The 18705-nt window shown below is 51.9% G+C and carries 15 protein-coding genes; 6 read left to right on the top strand and 9 right to left on the bottom strand.

Annotation, left to right across the window (positions count from 1 at the left end; genetic code table 11):
• Positions 1–165: 165 nt before the first annotated feature.
• On the top strand, positions 166–3204 hold the full coding sequence (locus JIG40_RS14045) for an FAD-binding and (Fe-S)-binding domain-containing protein (protein WP_100268319.1): 3039 nt from the start codon (positions 166–168) through the stop codon (positions 3202–3204).
• 79 nt (positions 3205–3283) lie between these two features.
• Positions 3284–3745 carry an isoprenylcysteine carboxylmethyltransferase family protein gene (locus JIG40_RS14040; protein WP_020327623.1) on the top strand — a complete coding sequence of 154 codons (462 nt, stop codon included), beginning with the start codon at positions 3284–3286 and terminating at the stop codon, positions 3743–3745.
• A 28-nt stretch (positions 3746–3773) separates the two neighbouring features.
• Here the strand turns inward: JIG40_RS14040 and JIG40_RS14035 are convergent, their stop codons facing one another.
• Positions 3774–4499, bottom strand: coding sequence for a DUF3581 domain-containing protein (locus JIG40_RS14035; protein WP_100268320.1), 726 nt, complete (start codon positions 4497–4499; stop codon positions 3774–3776).
• A gap of 179 nt (positions 4500–4678) precedes the next feature.
• Between JIG40_RS14035 and JIG40_RS14030 the strand changes: the two genes are divergently transcribed.
• Entirely contained in the window at positions 4679–4825 is a 147-nt protein-coding gene (locus JIG40_RS14030) for a DUF2256 domain-containing protein (RefSeq protein ID WP_081035108.1), read from the top strand.
• A 36-nt stretch (positions 4826–4861) separates the two neighbouring features.
• Here JIG40_RS14030 and hutH read toward each other — a convergent pair whose 3' ends face one another.
• From hutH to hutC, 5 genes are all read right to left on the bottom strand, one after another.
• Positions 4862–6403: a histidine ammonia-lyase gene (gene hutH / locus JIG40_RS14025; RefSeq protein ID WP_171933550.1), complete on the bottom strand. Its 1542-nt coding sequence runs from the start codon at positions 6401–6403 to the stop codon at positions 4862–4864.
• 5 nt (positions 6404–6408) lie between these two features.
• Positions 6409–8106 carry a urocanate hydratase gene (hutU, locus tag JIG40_RS14020; RefSeq protein WP_024374208.1) on the bottom strand — a complete coding sequence of 566 codons (1698 nt, stop codon included), beginning with the start codon at positions 8104–8106 and terminating at the stop codon, positions 6409–6411.
• A gap of 137 nt (positions 8107–8243) precedes the next feature.
• Positions 8244–9248, bottom strand: a complete 1005-nt coding sequence (gene hutG, locus JIG40_RS14015) for a formimidoylglutamase (protein WP_047458917.1) — start codon at positions 9246–9248, stop codon at positions 8244–8246.
• The gene (gene hutI, locus JIG40_RS14010) at positions 9241–10443 is read right to left on the bottom strand and encodes an imidazolonepropionase (protein ID WP_199465533.1); all 1203 of its coding nucleotides are present in this window, start codon (positions 10441–10443) and stop codon (positions 9241–9243) included. Before hutI ends, hutG begins: the two co-directional genes overlap by 8 nt.
• 156 nt (positions 10444–10599) lie before the next feature.
• Positions 10600–11319 carry a histidine utilization repressor gene (gene hutC, locus JIG40_RS14005; RefSeq protein WP_100268322.1) on the bottom strand — a complete coding sequence of 240 codons (720 nt, stop codon included), beginning with the start codon at positions 11317–11319 and terminating at the stop codon, positions 10600–10602.
• 318 nt (positions 11320–11637) lie between these two features.
• Between hutC and yqfB the strand changes: the two genes are divergently transcribed.
• Positions 11638–11952: a N(4)-acetylcytidine aminohydrolase gene (gene yqfB / locus JIG40_RS14000; protein WP_024374212.1), complete on the top strand. Its 315-nt coding sequence runs from the start codon at positions 11638–11640 to the stop codon at positions 11950–11952.
• 66 nt (positions 11953–12018) lie between these two features.
• On the opposite strand, the gene JIG40_RS13995 is transcribed toward yqfB, so the two are convergent.
• A complete protein-coding gene (locus JIG40_RS13995) occupies positions 12019–12339 on the bottom strand; it encodes an HI1450 family dsDNA-mimic protein (protein ID WP_020327614.1) in 321 nt (106 codons plus the stop codon).
• Between the two features lie 4 nt (positions 12340–12343).
• A complete protein-coding gene (gene yeiP / locus JIG40_RS13990; RefSeq protein ID WP_020327612.1) occupies positions 12344–12910 on the bottom strand; it encodes an elongation factor P-like protein YeiP in 567 nt (188 codons plus the stop codon).
• Between the two features lie 200 nt (positions 12911–13110).
• Here yeiP and JIG40_RS13985 point away from each other — a divergent pair, with 200 nt between their 5' ends.
• Together JIG40_RS13985 and JIG40_RS13980 are read left to right on the top strand one after the other, a co-directional pair.
• The gene (locus tag JIG40_RS13985) at positions 13111–13878 is read left to right on the top strand and encodes a nucleotidyltransferase domain-containing protein (RefSeq protein ID WP_100268323.1); all 768 of its coding nucleotides are present in this window, start codon (positions 13111–13113) and stop codon (positions 13876–13878) included.
• A gap of 106 nt (positions 13879–13984) precedes the next feature.
• Positions 13985–16081, top strand: a complete 2097-nt coding sequence (locus tag JIG40_RS13980; RefSeq protein ID WP_100268324.1) for an EAL domain-containing protein — start codon at positions 13985–13987, stop codon at positions 16079–16081.
• On the opposite strand, the gene JIG40_RS13975 is transcribed toward JIG40_RS13980, so the two are convergent.
• Complete coding sequence (locus JIG40_RS13975; RefSeq protein ID WP_100268325.1) at positions 16063–18426, bottom strand: DNA polymerase II; 2364 nt, start codon at positions 18424–18426, stop codon at positions 16063–16065. The two genes, JIG40_RS13980 and JIG40_RS13975, sit on opposite strands and share 19 nt — an antisense overlap.
• Positions 18427–18705 lie beyond the last annotated feature (279 nt).

The raw sequence follows: 18705 nt of genomic DNA, 5'->3' as shown, positions 1-18705 counted from the left end.
GTTGGGGCAGGTTGATAAAAAATTCCGTTTCAATTCATTCTGTCATTGAGATTCTGATTTGATCACCTTTTTAAATGTTGTAAAGTGACCTGATTCAAAGATTAATTCCAAAATTAACTCACAACCCAGAGCTGATAGGATCAGCGCAGTACGGGCAGGAAGCAAATGTTACCTAGACTTCACCTCCAATCCGATGTCGACCCAGTTGTTTTGACCTTTTTGCATGAACTGGAAGCAGCAGGCTTTAGCGGCGACATTGAAACTCAGTATTCAAGCCGTCTGGCTGTTTCAACCGACAACAGTGTGTATCAGCAACTGCCGCAAGCGGTTATTCATCCGAAATCGACCTACGATGTGTCCCTGATCGGTAAATTGAGCACCAAACCTGAATTTGAACGTGTGACGTTTTCGGCCCGTGGCGGCGGTACCGGCACCAATGGTCAGTCGCTGACTAAGGGTGTGGTGGTTGATCTGTCGCGTCACATGAACCAGATCCTGGAAGTGAATCCGGAAGAAGGCTGGGTTCGAGTTCAGGCCGGCGTGATTAAAGATCAGCTCAACGATGCGGTCCGTCCTTATGGTTTCTTCTTTTCTCCGGATCTTTCTACCAGTAACCGAGCCACGCTGGGCGGTATGATCAATACCGATGCGTCCGGCCAAGGCTCACTCAAATACGGTAAAACATCGGATCACGTGTTATCGCTGCAAGCGGTATTTGCCGATGGCTCTGTGCTGGAAACCGATTTATCACGTGGTTTGCCGAGTGAAGGTGAATACGCGGCGGTCGCTATGCAGGTGACCGAAGCGGTATGCCGTGAAAAACGTGCGCAGATTGTGGAAAAATTCCCGCCGCTCAACCGTTTCCTGACGGGTTACGATCTGAAAAATGCAATAGATGAGCAGACGGACCAGTTCAACATTACCCGTGTGCTGTGTGGCGCGGAAGGGTCACTGGCGTTTATTACCGAAGCCAAACTGAACCTGACTCCGATTCCGAAAGCCCGTACGTTGGTCAACATTAAATATGACAGCTTTGACTCCGCACTGCGCAACGCGCCCGTGATGGTGGAAGCGAACGCGCTGTCGGTAGAAACGGTCGATTCGAAAGTGCTTAACCTTGCTAAAGAAGACATCGTCTGGCACAGCGTGAGCGATTTGATCACTGACGTTCCGGGTAAAGTGATGCAGGGCATCAACATCGTCGAGTTTGCGGACCAGGACGAAACGTTGGTGAAATCGCAGGTGGAAAAACTGACCGAACGCTTAGAAAAGATGGTTGAGAATCAGGAAGCGGGCATTATCGGCTTCCAGGTGTGTGACGATCTGCCAAGCATCAACCGCATCTACAACATGCGTAAAAAAGCGGTTGGCCTGCTCGGTGCGGCGAAAGGTCGTGCTAAGCCGGTTCCGTTTACTGAAGATACCTGTGTGCCGCCGGAAAATCTGGCAGACTTCATCGCAGAATTCCGCCAGTTACTTGATTCAAAAGGCCTAGCTTACGGCATGTTCGGTCACGTGGATGCAGGCGTACTGCATGTGCGTCCGGCGCTGGATATGTGCGACCCTAAGCAAGAACTGATGATGCATGAAGTCTCGGATGAGGTGGTCAAACTGGTCGCGAAATACGGCGGTTTGATGTGGGGTGAGCACGGTAAAGGTTACCGCTCTGAATACGGCCCTGAGTTTTTCGGCGATGAACTGTTTACCGAGTTACGTCGCGTTAAAGCGGCGTTTGACCCGCATAACAAGATGAACCCGGGTAAAATTTGTACGCCACTCGACACCAATTTTGAATTGGTCAAAGTGTCTGACACCAAACGCGGCTATTTTGATCGTCAAATTGATGTGCAAGTGCGTGATAGCTTCAAGCAAGCGATGGAGTGTAACGGTAACGGTTTGTGCTTTAACTACGACACCAGCTCGCCGATGTGCCCGTCGATGAAGGTCACCGCAGATCGCCGTCACTCACCAAAAGGCCGCGCTGGTCTGGTGCGTGAATGGCTGCGCCAACTGACCGAGCAGGGCATCGATATTCTCGATCTGGAAAAACAGACGCTGGAAACCGCACCAACCATCAAGACCATGATTGAGCGCGTGCGTAACCGCATGAACAAACGTCACGAGTACGACTTCTCACATGAAGTGTATGAAGCGATGAATGGCTGTTTGGCGTGTAAAGCGTGTGCCAGTCAGTGTCCGATTAAAGTGGACGTGCCGAGTTTCCGTTCGCGCTTCCTGAACATTTATCACTCCCGTTACCAACGTCCGGTGAAGGATTACTTGGTGGCGAATATTGAAACCATGTTACCGATGATGGGTAAAGCTCCGAAGCTGGTCAATGGTGTGATGTCGCAGAAATGGGTACAAAGCCTGACGGCGTCGACGGTTGGGTATGTGGATGCACCGCTGTTGTCAGTGCCGACGCTGGCTCAGCGCACACGTCGTCACCCGGTTGCGCAATTCGACCTGCAGCGTCTTGCGTCACTGTCGCAGGCGGATCGCGATCAGCACGTGATCATTGTGCAAGATCCGTTCACCAGCTACTACGATGCGGATGTGGTGGAAGACTTCATCGCACTGGCGATCAAGTTGGGTAAGAAGCCGATTCTGCTGCCGTTCAAGCCAAACGGTAAAGCGCAGCACATCAAAGGATTCCTGCAACAGTTCCGCACCACGGCGGCCAATACCTCGGCCTTCCTATCACAGGTCGCGGACCTGAACATTCCTCTGGTGGGTGTCGATCCGGCGTTGGTGCTGTGTTACCGCGACGAATACGTCGAAGTGTTGGGCGCTGAACGTGGTGACTATCAGGTACTGACCGTGCACGAATGGTTGCAGCCGCGTCTGCGTGAGTTCGACGCGCATGAAGCGGCCACGGACGAGCCTTGGTATCTGCTGGCACACTGTACTGAAAAAACTAAAATGCCAAACGCCGAGAAAGAGTGGGGCGCTATCTTTGCTCACTTTGGAGCCAAGCTGCAAACCGTACCAGTCGGCTGTTGTGGTATGGCGGGGACGTTTGGTCATGAAGTGGATAAGCTGCAAATGTCGAAAGACATTTATGGCCTGAGCTGGAAGCCAAGCTTAGACAAGCTGCCAAAAGATCGTTGCCTGATTACCGGCTACTCGTGCCGCAGTCAGGTGAAACGCTTTGAGCAGGTTAAGCCGAAGCATCCGTTGCAGGCGCTGTTGGCTCTGCTGTAATCGAAAGCCCGGCTTTGCCGGGCTTTGTTCTTTCTGGCGCGCTTTGCATATACTGAATGCAGAGATGATGGGAGTGGTTATGCGATTTCTTGAGTTAAAAATCCCGCCTGTGGCGCTGTTTCTGATTGCGCTGGTGATGGTCAATCGCCTTGCTCAGGCCTTTATGTTTGCGGATGTGGCGTTGCCCTTCAAATACCTGGTATTCGCGGCGTGCTTTGTGTTGTCCGGTGTGATCGGGATTGCGGGGGTGGTACAGTTTCGCCGCGCGAAGACCACGGTGAATCCGACCAAACCGCATGAAGCATCAACCGTAGTGGATAGTGGAATTTTTCATTACAGCCGCAACCCGATGTATCTGGCACTGTTGCTGCTTCTGCTCGGGTTTGCTTACTGGCATCAGAATGTCGCCAGCCTACTGGTGGTGGCGCTGTTTGTGATTTATATGAACCGATTCCAGATTCAACCGGAAGAGAGGGTGCTCGAGCGTTTGTTCGGCCGGGCTTATACGGATTACAAAGCGCGCGTGCGTCGCTGGATATGAAAAAAGCTCCCTCGGGAGCTTTTTCTCTTTATGCCGCTTTAGCGAACTTTGCCAGGAAGGCATCCTTTCGCTCATTGAAGCGATTCACCAGATCGTCAATCTCTTCTTGGCTGTAGGGTTTCAGGCCGCTGGCCACCATGCGCTTGACGCCTTTACCGACCACTTTGCCTTCTTCTTTAAACGCGAAGTTAAGGGTCACGAGACCACGCTTACCATCGACATCAAAGGTCGCGCCAGTAAACGCAACTTCCGGGTGAGTCAGATTCAGGTGATCGAATTCCACTTCCATGCTTTCGTATATGACAAGCGGACGCTGGCAGTTGATCATCATTTGCTTCTCTTCCATCAGCGGCACCATGATGTGCGGGAAGTTCATGCCTGAAAACTGCACGTAGTTCGTCACCACGTGTTCAATGAATGCGGCGTTATGGCTAACATCACCTTCGCGGTTCATGTGCAGGTACTCTTTACCTGACGCGTCAACCACGGCGCTTTCTTTGCTGCACTTGTTCTCAATGTGAAGTGCCGTTCCGTCACTCACCATACCCGAGAAGTTGAAGTGCATTTTTTGGCTAATGCCTTCTTTTTGCAGCAGCACCGCAAACAGAAGATCGCCTGGCACACAGAAGCGTTTGCTGTCTTCGTCGTGGATAGGGTTAAAGTCGCCCGCTACTTTTTTGGCAAAGTGACTTGCCTGCTCGCGGGTAAACTGGAACTGGTGTTCTTGAGATGAGAAGTAAGGAGCTAGAAACATAATTTACGCTATTTCGTCTAAACTGTGTCGGATTATAGCCGTCTGAAAAGTTTTAATGGTCCAATCAGTGCCAACTTATTGTGAAATCTTAGCTTTGAGAGCAAAAGAGAGACAATTTGCAGTGATCTTGAGAGGCGAGGCTGCGTATTTTTCTCTGTTCTACAAAGTCGGAGACGATGATGACAGGCCATCAGAAACCTCATCTGCCTCACAAGATTTGTATCGTATGCGAGCGATCGTTCAGTTGGCGGAAAAAGTGGGCGCAGTGCTGGGATGACGTGAAATATTGCTCGCAGCGCTGCCGCCGCAATAAGCCAGCAAAATAAAAGAGCCCCGCAGGGCTCTTTTGGCTTTTACGATGCTTACTGGAAGCTTGGCAGAATTTGCTCGGGCATCAGGTGGTTGTGGACCGCCTGTTTCAGTAGCTCATTCGCGTCAGCGATATCTGGCGCGAAGTAACGGTCTTTGTCGTAGAACGGTACTTTGTTGCGCAGGATCTGCTTCGCTTCTTCCACACGCGCGGACGACTTGTTTGGCGCACGGAAGTCCAGACCCTGAGCAGACGCGAGGTATTCTACGGCCAGAATACCACGGGTATTTTCGCTCATTTCACGTAGGCGACGACCTGCAAAGGTGGCCATTGAAACGTGGTCTTCCTGGTTGGCAGACGTTGGCAGGCTATCCACCGATGCTGGATGAGCCAACGTTTTGTTTTCGCTGGCCAGTGCCGCTGAGGTTACCTGCGCAATCATAAAGCCTGAGTTCACGCCGCCATTGTCAACCAAGAACGGTGGCAGTTTGCTCAGCGCGCTGTCGATAAGCAGGGCCATACGACGCTCAGACAGGCTGCCGATTTCTGCAATCGCCAGTGCCAGATTGTCCGCCGCCATGGCAACCGGTTCAGCATGGAAGTTACCGCCGGAGATGATGTCGCCGTCTTCAGCGAATACCAGCGGGTTGTCGGAAACAGAGTTCGCTTCGACCACCAATGTGTCAGCGGCGTTGCGGATTTGCTGCAGACACGCACCCATTACCTGTGGCTGGCAACGCAGTGAATACGGATCCTGCACTTTTTCACAGCCTTGGTGCGAATCACCGATGTCACTCTGGTTATCCAGCATATGACGATACGCGGCAGCGGCATCCATCTGGCTGCGGTGGCCACGAACGGCGTGAATACGAGCATCGAACGGACGGCGGCTACCCAGAGCCGCTTCCACGGACATGGCGCCGCAGACGGTCGCCGACGCAAACAGGTCTTCCGCCATGAACAGACCTTCGAGTGCAAACGCCGTCGATGCTTGAGTTCCGTTCAGTAGTGCCAAACCTTCTTTCGGCGCCAGCGTGACAGGCTCTAGACCTGCGATTTTCAGCGCTTGCAGACCCGAAACGATTTCACCTTTGTGACGTGCCTGACCTTCGCCCAGCAGTACGGTACTCATGTGAGCCAGCGGAGCCAAGTCACCTGATGCGCCCACAGACCCTTTTTGTGGTACGCATGGGTACACTTCGCTGTTAACCAGTGCCATCAGCGCTTCCAGCACTTTCAAGCGAATGCCCGAGAAACCACGTGCCAGGCTGTTGATTTTCAGCACCATCATCAGACGAACAGTTTCGTCTGACATAAATTCACCAATACCCGCTGCATGCGAAAGCACGATACTTCTTTGCAGGATTTCCAGATCTTCCGGTGCAATCTTGGTATTAGCCAACAATCCAAAACCGGTGTTGATGCCGTAAACGGTACGACCTTCCGCGATCACTTGCTCGACAACCTGCGTGCTCTGTTCAATGGCAGGAATTGCTGCTGAATCGAGTGACAGTGTCACTGGTGAGCGGCTGATTTGACGCAGTTGGTTCAGCGTGAGCGAACCCGGTTTAATGACTAAATTCAACATGTCCATTGTCCTTACTTCAGTTGAGCCAGCTCGTCGTTCAGCATTGGCAGATCGAGCTTTTGTTCTTTTGCACAGCGTTTCGCGATATCGTAGCCTGCATCAGCGTGACGCATCACACCCGTTGCCGGATCGTTATGCAAGACGCGAGCAATACGTTGTGAAGCGTCATCACTACCGTCACAGCAAATCACCATACCGGAGTGTTGGGAGAAGCCCATGCCGACGCCGCCACCGTGATGCAAAGACACCCACGTCGCGCCGCCAGCCGTATTGAGCAACGCATTCAGTAGTGGCCAGTCAGACACAGCGTCTGAGCCGTCCATCATGCCTTCGGTTTCACGGTTCGGGCTGGCGACAGAACCTGAATCCAAGTGGTCACGACCGATGACGACTGGCGCTTTCAGTTCGCCATTTTTCACCATTTCGTTGAATGCCTGACCCAGACGTTCACGATCTTTCAGACCGACCCAACAGATGCGTGCTGGCAGACCTTGGAAGTGGATGCGCTCGCGCGCCATGTCCAGCCAGTTGTGCAGATGCGGGTTATCCGGGATCAGTTCTTTCACTTTTTGATCCGTTTTGTAGATATCCTCTGGATCGCCGGATAGGGCAGCCCAGCGGAAAGGACCGATGCCTTCACAGAACAGTGGGCGAATGTACGCCGGTACAAAGCCTGGGAAATCAAAGGCATTCTCAACGCCTTCTTCCAGCGCCATCTGACGAATGTTGTTGCCGTAGTCGAGGGTTGCAGCGCCGCGGTTTTGCAGTTCCAGCATGGCGCGAACCTGAATCGCCATCGACTCTTTCGCTGCTTTGACGACTTTCGCTTCGTCGATTTTACGCATTTCTGCTGCGTGTTCCATGCTCCAGCCCAGTGGCAGGTAACCGTTGAGCGGATCGTGCGCCGAAGTTTGATCAGTGACCACATCAGGCGTGATGTTGCGCTCAAGCAGCTGCGGGAAAATGTCCGCGGCGTTGCCCAGCAGGCCAACTGAGACCGGCTCATCCGATTCGTAAATGATCGCCAGTGCTTCGTCCAGGCTGGTGGCTTTCTTATCCACGTAACCGGTACGCAGACGGTAGTCGATACGTGACTCGTCACATTCCACCGCAATCATAGAGAAACCGGCCATGGTCGCGGCCAGAGGCTGTGCGCCACCCATGCCGCCCAAACCGCCAGTCAGTACCCAGCGACCTTTCGCGTTGCCGTCGAAATGCTTCTTCGCGACTGCAACGAACGTTTCGTAAGTACCCTGAACGATGCCCTGAGAGCCGATGTAGATCCAAGAGCCCGCCGTCATCTGGCCGTACATCATCAGGCCTTGTTTATCCAGCTCGTTAAAGTGTTCCCAGTTTGCCCAGTGTGGAACCAGGTTGGAGTTAGCAATCAGCACGCGGGGTGCGTTTTTGTGTGTTGGGAACACGCCGACTGGCTTACCGGATTGAACCACCAGAGTTTGGTCGTCTTCCAGACGCTCCAGCACTTCGACGATTTTGTCGTAACATTCCCAGTTACGCGCTGCGCGGCCGATACCGCCATACACCACCAGTGAATGCGGGTGTTCAGCAACGTCCGGGTCAAGGTTGTTCATCAGCATACGTAGTGGTGCTTCAGTCAGCCAAGATTTGGCGCGTAGTGTGGTTCCGTGGGGTGCACGAATGGTGCGGCTTGTGTCCAGACGGGTACCTTGAGCTTGGTGCTGCGTCATGTTACGACTCCTTTATGTTTGGGTTGGCGAACCCCGTTGTGTAGGGTAAGGATTCGCCGTGTTTCATTTGCTTCGCTCGTTTTCCGTTGAGCGTTTTAGGGTTTATTTTTTAGCGTTGCTTTGCCCGTGGCTGACATTCAGCGCACATTTTTCTCGGCCATGGTGTTGGCGATATCCCAACACAATCTGGCCGCGAGGCGGGCAGTCTGATTGTCGATATCGTAAGTCGGGTTGTATTCCGCGATATCGGCAATCATGAGTTTGTTTTTGTAGTGCAGAATCCTGTCGAGATACGGCGTCAGCGTTTCCAGACTGACTCCGCGCGCTGCTGGCGCACTCACGCCCGGCGCAGTCGCGGCGGGGAACACGTCCAAATCGATGGTGAGATAGAGATAATCGCAGTCATCGATGAAGTGTTGCAGTTGCGTCATGTGATAGATGTGGTTGGCTTGCGACAGCGCGCGATCTTCCACATACCACACGCCCAGTTCATCGGCGCGTTCAAACAGTGCGGCGGTATTGCTCGCGCGGCTGACACCCAGGCAGGCATAGTGAAAACACCAGTTGTGCTCGGCGCAGTAGTGCTGAATCTGATTAAATGGTGTGCCTGAACTCGGTTTGACCGGGGCCAGCTCCGATTCAAAGGCACGCAGGTCAAAGTGCGCATCGAAGTTGATGATGCCAATGCGTGGCTGCTTGATGCCTTGCGCATGCAGATGCTGAGCCAAGCCTTGAAATGTTGCCCATGCGACTTCGTGACCACCGCCTAACACGATCACTGGCGTATGAGACAGCGCTTTCGCCACCACGTGTGCGCAGCGCGATTGAGCGTGTTCCAATGCGTCATCATCACAACGGATATTGCCCAGATCATAGAGCGCTGAGCTGCGATGCCATGCCATGTTGGCCAGCGCCTGTTTAATCAGGTTTGGCGACTGGCTGGCGCCTACACGTCCTTTATTGCGCGCTACACCAGCATCGCATTCAAAACCGACCAGAGAGACGGCATGTTGCTCGCCGTTGAGTTCACTGGCTTGCAGGCATTGCATCACATGGTGAACCCGTGTGCCCAGTTGGCCATCTTCAGCGTCGTGACGGCCAAGCCATTGGTAGTGATGGGAAGTTTGAGGAAAATCAGTCATGGCAGAAAGCTCCATCCACAATTCGTGCATGTAAACGAGGAACGCCGACCTGATAGCTGAGATCCGCCGGGTGGTCGATGTTCCAGATCGCAAGGTCGGCATCAAAGCCTGTTGCAACTTGACCTCGTGTTTCTGCAAAGCCCAGTGCTTTGGCTGCGTGAACGGTAACGCCACGCAGAGTTTCTTCTGGGGTCAGGCCGAACAGTGTGCAGCCCATGTTCATCATTAAGGTTAGGTCGGCAAACGGCGATGTGCCCGGGTTAATGTCGGTCGCCAGTGCCATCGGCACCTGATACTCGCGCAATGTCGCAACCGGTGGCTTTTGCGTTTCACGCAGGAAATAAAACGCACCCGGTAGCAGAGTGGCGACGGTTCCGGACTCAGCCAGCGCTTTGACGCCGTCTTCGTCGAGGTATTCAATATGATCCGCTGACAAGCCTTGATATCGGGCGGTTAAGGCCGTGCCACCCAGATTAGACAGTTGCTCGGTATGGCCTTTGATCTGCAAACCATGTTCTTTGGCGCACTGAAAGACACGCTCAGTTTGCGCGAGATTAAAACCAACCGATTCGCAGAATACGTCCACACTGGTGGCCAGTTTTTCTTCCGCAACTCGCGGAATGATGGTTTGGCAGACATGCTCGATGTAGTCGTCCGCGCGGCCGATGTATTCCGGTGGCAGAGCATGGGCGGCCAGCAGCGTCGTGGTGATTTTTACCCGGCGGTGATTTTCCAGCGCTTTGGCTGCGCGCAGCATTTTCACTTCGTCATTGAGCGTCAGGCCGTAACCGGATTTGACTTCTACTGACGTCACGCCGCTTTTAAGCAGGCCATCGAGACGCGGCAAGGCCAATTCAACCAGTTCATCCAAGCTGGCACCACGCGTCGCTTTTACCGTAGAGATAATGCCACCCCCTTGCGCCGCGATGGTTTGATACGGTACGCCTTGCAAGCGCATTTCAAACTCATTTGCACGGTTACCGGCATAAATCAGATGGGTGTGGCAATCAATCAGTCCAGGCGTGACCAGTTTGCCACTGCAATCAATGCGCTGAGCATCGGCGTCGATGACCTTTGCGCTGATGGCAATAATTTGACCGTTTTGGATCAACACGTTCATCGGCTCGCTTGGCTGGTAGCCAGCGCTTCCGTTTTGCATGCTGACAATTCGTGCGTTGGTCAGAATCAGTTCCATGTTTCCCTCGGTAAGTCATGCGTCGGTCATGACCAAATGAGCACTTCGGAGTGAAGTTTATTTGTATGTTTAAATGTATATACAATTAATAGTGGAAACGAAGGAAGTCGGCAAGACTGATGTTGCAAAAATGTGATCAAGTTTCAGTCTTAAGGTTTAATTTTCAGTTAGCAACACTTTCGAGGTGAGCTTGTATTTGGAACCCGGGTGATAGAGCAGGGCAGAGCTGACCAGCTTATCACCACTCCAGGTGCGGCGGTTGAGCAGCAGGCAAGGCTCGCTTGGGTTGAGCGACAACGTGGTTTTGATGTGGCTATCCGGCACGATGGCTTCAACAGTGTGTTCAATCGCGCTCAGCGGGCAGTTTTCTGAAAGATATTGGTTGGGCGTAATGCGCGAGAAATCTTGCTGGAGATAGTTAGGCGCATAACGGGCATTGACCCAGCGCACTTCCAGTTGCAGCGGTGCGTCGTTGGCGTAATGAAGGATTTCGCTGTAAAACACCGGCGTGCCGAGCATTACCCCCAACTTGGTTGCGACGCTTTCATCGGCAATAATCTGTTGCTGTTGAATTACTTTGCTGTCGTAGCGCTTACCCCGGCTGACCACTTCATCGGCGATGTTACGAATATCGAGCAGCGGGGATTCGGCTTTCTCTTCCGGCGCGCAAACGAAAGTACCCAAACGAGGGCGGCGCTGCAGTTTGCCTTCTGTCACCAGATCGCGAATCGCTTTATTGACCGTCATTCGGCTGACATTGAACTGCTCCGTCAGCTCCATTTCCGTCGCGATGCGATGGCCGACAGGCCAGCGACCGGATTCGATGTTATCCAGAATGAAGTGTTTGATCTGTAAATAAAGGGGTGACTCTGACATAGCGCTACGAATAATTTAATTGAATATACAAATAATCTATAACTGCAAGACAAATTGCAATTGATGGCGGGGGTTTTTGCTTCAGGGTGTTAGCAAGGTCTGATTTTTGAGGGCGCAGTTCCGTCAAAGTGCGATGAAATGATCATGCCGACGGGATAAATCAGGCACGATCGTGAAATATCACCGTTTAATCTGGTGATTTTCCCCTTGCGATCTCGCATAATCGCCGCGGTATCCGATGCTTGCTCCTGTGCAAATTCAGGGGGCAACGCTGTGGCGGCCACAGTGTGTGATTGATTTGAATAAAAAAGGTTTGTTATGACAGCTCCTACTACCATGACGTTTTTCGCCCGATTTGAGAGCGACATTCTGGCGGGCAAGAAAGTGATCACGATTCGTGACGCCAGCGAAAAAGATTATCAGCCGGGTACGGTTGTGGATGTCAGTACGTTGGAAGAGGGGCGCTGGTTCTGCCGCCTGCATATTGAGAGTGTGGAACCGGTTCAGTTCTCGGCGTTGACGGAATATCACGCTGATCAAGAGAACATGACGCTGGATGAACTGAAACACGTGATCAGCGATATTTATCCGGGCATCGAAGAGTTGTATGTGATTACGTACCAGTTGGTGTAATAGCCTTGGTTCAGTGACCTACCGAAAATGAAAACGCCAGCGAAAGGCTGGCGTTTTTGAAGCTGATTAATCGCGCTTCCACATCATATGGCAAGCTTTCTGATCCGGATCGCGGCTGATCAGCATTCGTGCGAACACGTCATCCAGTACATCGTTCTCTTCATTGACAAGGCCGATACGTACTTCCGTGAACACTTCCTTATCGACTTCGAAACCAACCTGTTCATCCCAGTCATCACCAACTTCAACGATTTCTGCTGCGCCGCGGTCATCAAATTGCGCGGTGAACAGAATCACGTCTGCCGGCTCCAGGTTGTCGGGTGCCATTTCGAGGAAAATATCGTATGCGGCTTCGATTGCGTCGTCGTAAGAAATTAAATCAGACATGCAATTACGCTCGGCTCATGAATTTGCGTTCAGCCGTGTTCACGATTACGCGTTCGCCAGTTGCGATGTATTCAGGAACCTGAACAACAAGGCCAGTTGCGAAACGAGCTGGTTTAGAACGCGCAGACGCTGAAGCGCCTTTAATTGATGGGTCAGTTTCTTCGATAACCATTTCAACTGAAGATGGTAGTTCAATAGCAACCGCTTTGCCGTCAACCAGAACGATCTGCATGCCCTGAATTTCTTCAGTGATGAACAGTAGTTCGTCTTCGATGTCGTCTTTCTTGAATACGAATTGTGAGTAGTCTTCGTTATCCATGAAGATGTACTCATCACCGTCTACGTAAGAGAACGAGATGTTGCGTTTGTTCATGTCTACGGTATCTAGGAAATCGTCAGACTTGTAGCGCTCATCAACGCGTGCACCTGTTGTCAGGTCAGTACAACGCAGTTTGTAGATTTTTGAGCCGCCGCGGCCACCCGGAGTGGTCACTTCGATATCTTTGATCAGTAGCGTTTTGCCGTTAGAAACGATCGCAAAACCTTTTTTCAGTTCACTTGCCTTTGGCATGGAATAAGTTCCTTGGTTCTTAAATTCGGCGCATTATAACTAAAGCAGTGGGGGAAAAGGAATATCTGAGATGCGACTTAACCCTATGTTCGTGACTCCAATGTGTATTTCTTCAGCAACGGATTCGGCAAGGTATTGATTCAACGGTAGCCTTGGGCGAACATAACGCCAACCCATACCCACGGAAACTGCCTTCAACTATGACACTGCCGGTTATCGATCCTAAACAGCCTTTTCAGCCAGAATACCAGCCCGCCGTTGCGGATTTGGTGAAATTTCTGCGCGCCGGGCTTGGCGAGCGCCTGCACAGCATTTATCTGTACGGCAGTGTGGCGCGCAAAACCGCCAAACCGGGTGAGTCAAATCTGGATGTGGTGGTAGTAACCAAGCAGCCTTTTGAGGACACGAAGGCGACGTTGCTCAATACTATCCGCTGGCGCTTTCAAAAAAGTTTTCCGCTGATTACTGATGTCTCGGTCAAAACGGCATTGGTGAGTGACGTTGCGACGCTCGACAGCATTTTTTCATGGGGATTTATGCTGCGTCACTGCTGCGTGTGTGTGTATGGCGACGATCTGGCTGAGTGTTTTGGCCATTATGAACCGAGCTGGGAAATCGCCAAGCACTGGAATCAGGATGTCGGCGACTGGCTGACCTTCTATCGTGACAAAATTGCCAAAGCGGGCAGTGCCGCCGAGCAGAGCGCGGCGCAAAAGACCATTGCGAAAAAACTGCTGCGAGCCAGTTATTCGTTGATCATGTATCGCGATAAACAGTGGCTGGAAGATCCACTGGAATGCGGCGCCCAATTTTTACGTTACCACCCTGAAAAACAACTCGATATTGATCGGCTGGCTATCCTGCTCAGCGGGCGCGTGATTCCTAAACGGTCGGTGATTGGGCTGCTCGACAGCTTTGGCCCATGGCTGGTGAAACAGTACGAAAAAACCGAATTTCGTATTGGCTGATTGACGCTCGACTTTATCCACAAAATCACGAGAAAGTGTAGTTATTTAATAGACTTATCAATAGATGTGCTAAGGTTAGTAGTATCTCTGCAAACGGAATTGCGCCATGCCTGCATTGTCAAAGCACTTTACGATTCGGTGGGAGCGGGTGCTGGATACCAGCTCTCGTTACGTGCTCAGCTCAATGCATGCCATTCGGGAAAGCATGGTGTGGCTCATTCCGTGTTTAATGCTCTCTTCGTTTGCGCTTTTGCTCGCCAGTATGGGCGAGTTGTTGCTAGGTAATCGACCGACTTGGGTTGAAGTTCTCTACCAAACCAACCAAGTAGTTGCGGACTTTTTCCCTTACTTAATGACGGCGACGATTGCTTATGTACTGGCGATGCAGTGGCGTTTACCTCGCCCGCCGATGGCGTTGCTGGCGATCGTTTATCTGGTGATGGCGTCCGCCATGACCCATTCTGGCACCACCCTGATCACCTTCCATATTATTCTGGCTATTATTACTCCGCTCTATATCACCCCGTTGATGGCGAAACTGATGGCAATCAAAGTCTTGAAAATGACGTCATCCGACAGCGCTGGTTCGATTGTCCGTGAATCACTGAATATGGTGATTCCTGCCATTGTGGTGGCATTCGTGGTCATGGCGTTTAACAGTCTGTTCCTTACGGCGGTATCGGATATCTCGTTGGACAAGCTGATGCTGATGGATTATGCCAATGATCCTTATGTCTTCGGGCTGACGTTCGCTTCGCTCAATTCTCTACTGTGGTTTTTCGGCATCCATGGTTATTACGCCTTGTTGCCGATGGTCGACATGTTGCAGGAAGCGAGCAATCTCAGCTACTCCACTATGATGGCAGGCGGGATTGCACCTTATCCGATGAACCTGTCGTTTATGGGGTCGTTTGTGTTTATTGGCGGTAGTGGTTCGACACTGTCACTAGTGTTGGCGTTGCTGCTGTTTGCTAAACAGCGCACCTTGCGTCTGATTGCAATGGCGAGCGTACCGATTGCTCTGATCAACGTGAATGAGATTCTGCTGTTTGGCCTGCCGATCATTTACAACCCGCGTCTGCTGCTGCCATTTGTCCTCACTCCATTGGTCAATGTATTGCTGGGACTCGGAGCCGTGCAGATGGGTTGGGTGACTGCGCCGAGTGTCTCCGTGCCGTTTAACAGTCCCATTTTGTTTAATGCCTGGGTTGCTACTGATGGTGACTGGAATGCGGTGCTGCTCCAGTTGTTCAATGTGCTGGTGGGCTGCGCAATTTATTTTCCGGCCGTGCGGCGCATGAACCAGATTTACAGCGCGAGCGAAATCAAAATCTCTTCACTCAACACCACGTATATGCGTCGTCAGGAAGAGGCGCAGGTTCTTAAGGATGATCCGATTTTGATGGCGCAGCAAAAGGAGCGTGAACTGGAAACCGTCGAACAGCAACTGCTGGGTATCAGTAGCAAAGAGTTCTGCCTGGAATACCAGCCGCAGGTAGAGCCAATATCCGGGCGGGTGACGGGCTGCGAAGCGCTGATTCGTGCGATGGATGAAAGTGGCCAGATGCAGTATCCCGGCGCCTTTTTACCCTGGCTAGAAAAGGCGGGGCTGATGAAAGAGATGGACCTGTGGGTGTTTCGCCGGGCAGCAAGAGACATAGAACGTTGGAATCGTCTAGGCGTGATGGTGCCAGTGAGCATCAATATTACGCCGGAAACCTTGATGGATGAGGCGTGTATGGAAACCATCGCTTCACTCATCGAGCCTCTGAGCGGTCAAATCGATATCGAGATCACCGAGGCGTCACTGCTGGCGGACGAGCAGTCGCTGATGATGGCGTTTAACCAACTGCATCAGCTCGGGGTGAAAATCCATATCGACGATTTCGGAACCGGCTATTCGTCATTGAGCTATCTTAACCGCTTCGACATTGACACCATCAAGATTGACCGTTCATTTGTGCTGGCTTTAGACAATCCCAAAGGGCGCAAGGTGTTTGCCAGTTTGCAGTCGGTCGCGCATGCACTCGATCTGGCGGTTATCGTTGAAGGGGTGGAAACCAAGCAGCAGTTGGATGCGATTAAGGCCAACGGCGTACTCTCTATTCAGGGGTGGTACTACGCCAAGTCATTGCCTGCCGAGCGTTTTATTGATTTCATCAACGCCAGTCCGGTGAAATCCAGTCAGAACAAGCCGAGCTGAGGGGCGCTGATCTGTTCAAACTGTCGGCCAATGAACGGCAAAATCGCATCGGCGACCGGTTTAAGCTGTTTATCGATATAGTGCTGATAATCGATCGGGCTTTTCATGTACTCTTTCGGCTCTGGGCCGTTGACGGTAATACAGTACTCAATTAGGCCGCGGTTCTGGTATTGCAGCGGACGGCCAAGACGGGCATTGATATCGTCCGCCATGCGTGCCGCTCGCACCTGCGGTGGTACATTTTTCTGGTATTCGTGCAGTTTGCGGCGCAGGCGCTTCTGATACACCAACTCGCTATCGTATTCCCCAGTCAGCGTGGCTTCCACCGTGGTACGAATGTAGTCGTCCGGATTCTCGCCGTGGAAAATCATCCAGTACAACTGATGCTGAAAACGTTGCGCGAGTGGTGTCCAGTCTGTCCGGGCGCTTTCCAATCCTTTGAACACCATGCGCTCTTTGTCGCCTTCTCCGATCAAACCTGCGTAGCGCTTTTTCGAACCAGTTTCCGCGCCGCGAATGGTCGGCATCAGAAACTTGCGATAGTGGGTCTCGTACTCAAGCTCCAGAATGGAGGTCAGCGCGTATTGCTGATGGAGATGATCGGTCCACCATTGGTTGATATGCTGAACCAGCGCACGCCCGATCATGTCAGCATCTTGCTGGGAATGTTCGCGTCCGAGCGAAACAAACGTCGAGTCGGTATCGCCGTATATGACTTGATAGCCCTGCGCTTCAATCAGTTGTTTGGTTTGTTTCATGATCTCATGCCCGCGCATGGTAATACTCGAAGCCAAACGGGTATCAAAGAAGCGGCACCCCGATGAACCGAGCACGCCATAAAACGAGTTCATGATGATTTTGATCGCCTGAGAAAAGGCTTTCTCATTGTTCTTCTTCGCTACATCGCGCGCCGCCCATAAGGTTTCGATCATCTGCGGCAAGAAATGTCTGCTGCGGTGGAACTGACCGCCACGAAAACCCGGGACCGCTTGGTCAGGCGCGTTGCCAATCGGGATCTGCAAACCTTCAATCAACCCCATTGGGTCAATCAGAAATGAGCGGATAATCGATGGATACAGGCTTTTGAAATCGAGAACCAGTACGGAATCATACAAACCGGGAACGGAATCCATCACATAGCCACCGGGGCTGGCGAGCCAATCTTCCGAATGCAGATTCGGCGCGATGTAACCTGCGCGATGCAGCTGCGGCAGGTAAAGGTTCGTGAAAGCCGCCACCGAGCCTCCGACGCGATCGAGTTCAACGCCAGTCAGGCGCGAACGTTGAATGGCGAAATCCAACAGATGCGTGTGAGTGAAAATCTTATTTACCAGCACACAGTCCTGCAGGTTGTATTTCGCCAGCGACGGTTTGTCGTGACGGTACATGCGGTTGATTTCGTCCATCCGGTCATGCACGTTGTGAATCTCTTTACCTTCGCCCAATAGTTCACGAGACACAGACTCCAGCGACCAGGAGCGGAAATGGTAGGTTGCCGTTTTGAGCGTATCGATGCCGTCGAGCACCACACGACCTGGAATGGTGATGAATCCCTGTTGAGTCTGACTGGCACTGCGGAAAAAACTTGGTTGTTTTCCTCGCCCGAGCATGAGCTTCATCTTGTGCCATTCAGCGCGTTTGTGCAGCAGGCGGAAGTCAAAATCGATGACGTTCCAACCGATAATGACATCGGGATCGAAACGTTCAAACCAGTCAACCATAGCATTGAGCAGCGCATACTCATCTTCCACCCATTGCATTGGGGTGTCGGCTTGCTGCGGATCGCCAATCATGATCACGCGGCTGTCCATCGGGCTGTCTAAGCCGATGGAATAGAGAATGCCTTTTTCCGAACACTCGAGATCCAGCGATACCACTTTCAGTGACGGCAGATAATCCCCCTGACGGCATTTAGCTTGACGCACCTGACGATAGTCCGTGTGAGTGGTGACCTGACCAGTAAATTCGACGCTGCCTTTGACAAAACGCTCCATCAGGTAGCGATCAGCGAGACGAATATCCGCTTCCAGCGTCAGCAGTTGCGCTTGTTCCAAATGGCCAGCCAATGCTTGTGCATGTTGAATCAGCGTGCAGTAACAGGCCGCCAGCGGTTCCTGATCGAAAGACTTTAGCTCTAGCGGGCGAATGTCAACGTTCAACTGATGTTGCTTGGCGATGGATTGCGCGGCTTCGATATCCTGCTGAAGAATAAAGAACACGGGGTGCTCGCCGCGAACGATCAGCTGCGCCGGGCCTTCATCCGTGGCTAACCAGAGTTCAATCTGTGTCTGCCCCTGGATATCCCGAGCTTGTCTGGTTAATAAAAAGCCTTGCTGAATACTCAAATCGCCGATCCGTTACTGATATTTAAAACACACTGTTGTGCTGAGCGCAGACTATATCAAAATTCTGAAACTCCGTTGATTAAAGCGGGGAATATCTGTTGTACATGCATGATTATTAGTCATGTTGCTCGCTTATTATTCACTGGTGAATTTTACCAATTCATTGAAATTAATATAATTTCTATTCAGTATCTGATCCCGTTCAAAATAATGGCTGCTTGCGATAAACCACTCGAAAAGGGTTTGATATAATTCTTAACCTGTTGATTTATTAATCGA

This window comes from Vibrio sp. bablab_jr001 (assembly GCF_016464285.1).
GTDB classification, from domain to species: domain Bacteria; phylum Pseudomonadota; class Gammaproteobacteria; order Enterobacterales; family Vibrionaceae; genus Vibrio; species Vibrio fluvialis.
Note: the sequence above shows the minus strand (reverse complement) of the source record. Positions and strands in the feature narration are given on the sequence as shown.

Coding starts and splice junctions, on each gene's coding strand:
- JIG40_RS14045 (WP_100268319.1), top strand. CDS start 166: ATGTTACCTAGACTTCACCTCCAATCCGATGTCGACCCAGTTGTTTTG.
- JIG40_RS14040 (WP_020327623.1), top strand. CDS start 3,284: ATGCGATTTCTTGAGTTAAAAATCCCGCCTGTGGCGCTGTTTCTGATT.
- JIG40_RS14035 (WP_100268320.1), bottom strand. CDS start 4,499: ATGTTTCTAGCTCCTTACTTCTCATCTCAAGAACACCAGTTCCAGTTT.
- JIG40_RS14030 (WP_081035108.1), top strand. CDS start 4,679: ATGACAGGCCATCAGAAACCTCATCTGCCTCACAAGATTTGTATCGTA.
- hutH (WP_171933550.1), bottom strand. CDS start 6,403: ATGGACATGTTGAATTTAGTCATTAAACCGGGTTCGCTCACGCTGAAC.
- hutU (WP_024374208.1), bottom strand. CDS start 8,106: ATGACGCAGCACCAAGCTCAAGGTACCCGTCTGGACACAAGCCGCACC.
- hutG (WP_047458917.1), bottom strand. CDS start 9,248: ATGACTGATTTTCCTCAAACTTCCCATCACTACCAATGGCTTGGCCGT.
- hutI (WP_199465533.1), bottom strand. CDS start 10,443: ATGGAACTGATTCTGACCAACGCACGAATTGTCAGCATGCAAAACGGA.
- hutC (WP_100268322.1), bottom strand. CDS start 11,319: ATGTCAGAGTCACCCCTTTATTTACAGATCAAACACTTCATTCTGGAT.
- yqfB (WP_024374212.1), top strand. CDS start 11,638: ATGACAGCTCCTACTACCATGACGTTTTTCGCCCGATTTGAGAGCGAC.
- JIG40_RS13995 (WP_020327614.1), bottom strand. CDS start 12,339: ATGTCTGATTTAATTTCTTACGACGACGCAATCGAAGCCGCATACGAT.
- yeiP (WP_020327612.1), bottom strand. CDS start 12,910: ATGCCAAAGGCAAGTGAACTGAAAAAAGGTTTTGCGATCGTTTCTAAC.
- JIG40_RS13985 (WP_100268323.1), top strand. CDS start 13,111: ATGACACTGCCGGTTATCGATCCTAAACAGCCTTTTCAGCCAGAATAC.
- JIG40_RS13980 (WP_100268324.1), top strand. CDS start 13,985: ATGCCTGCATTGTCAAAGCACTTTACGATTCGGTGGGAGCGGGTGCTG.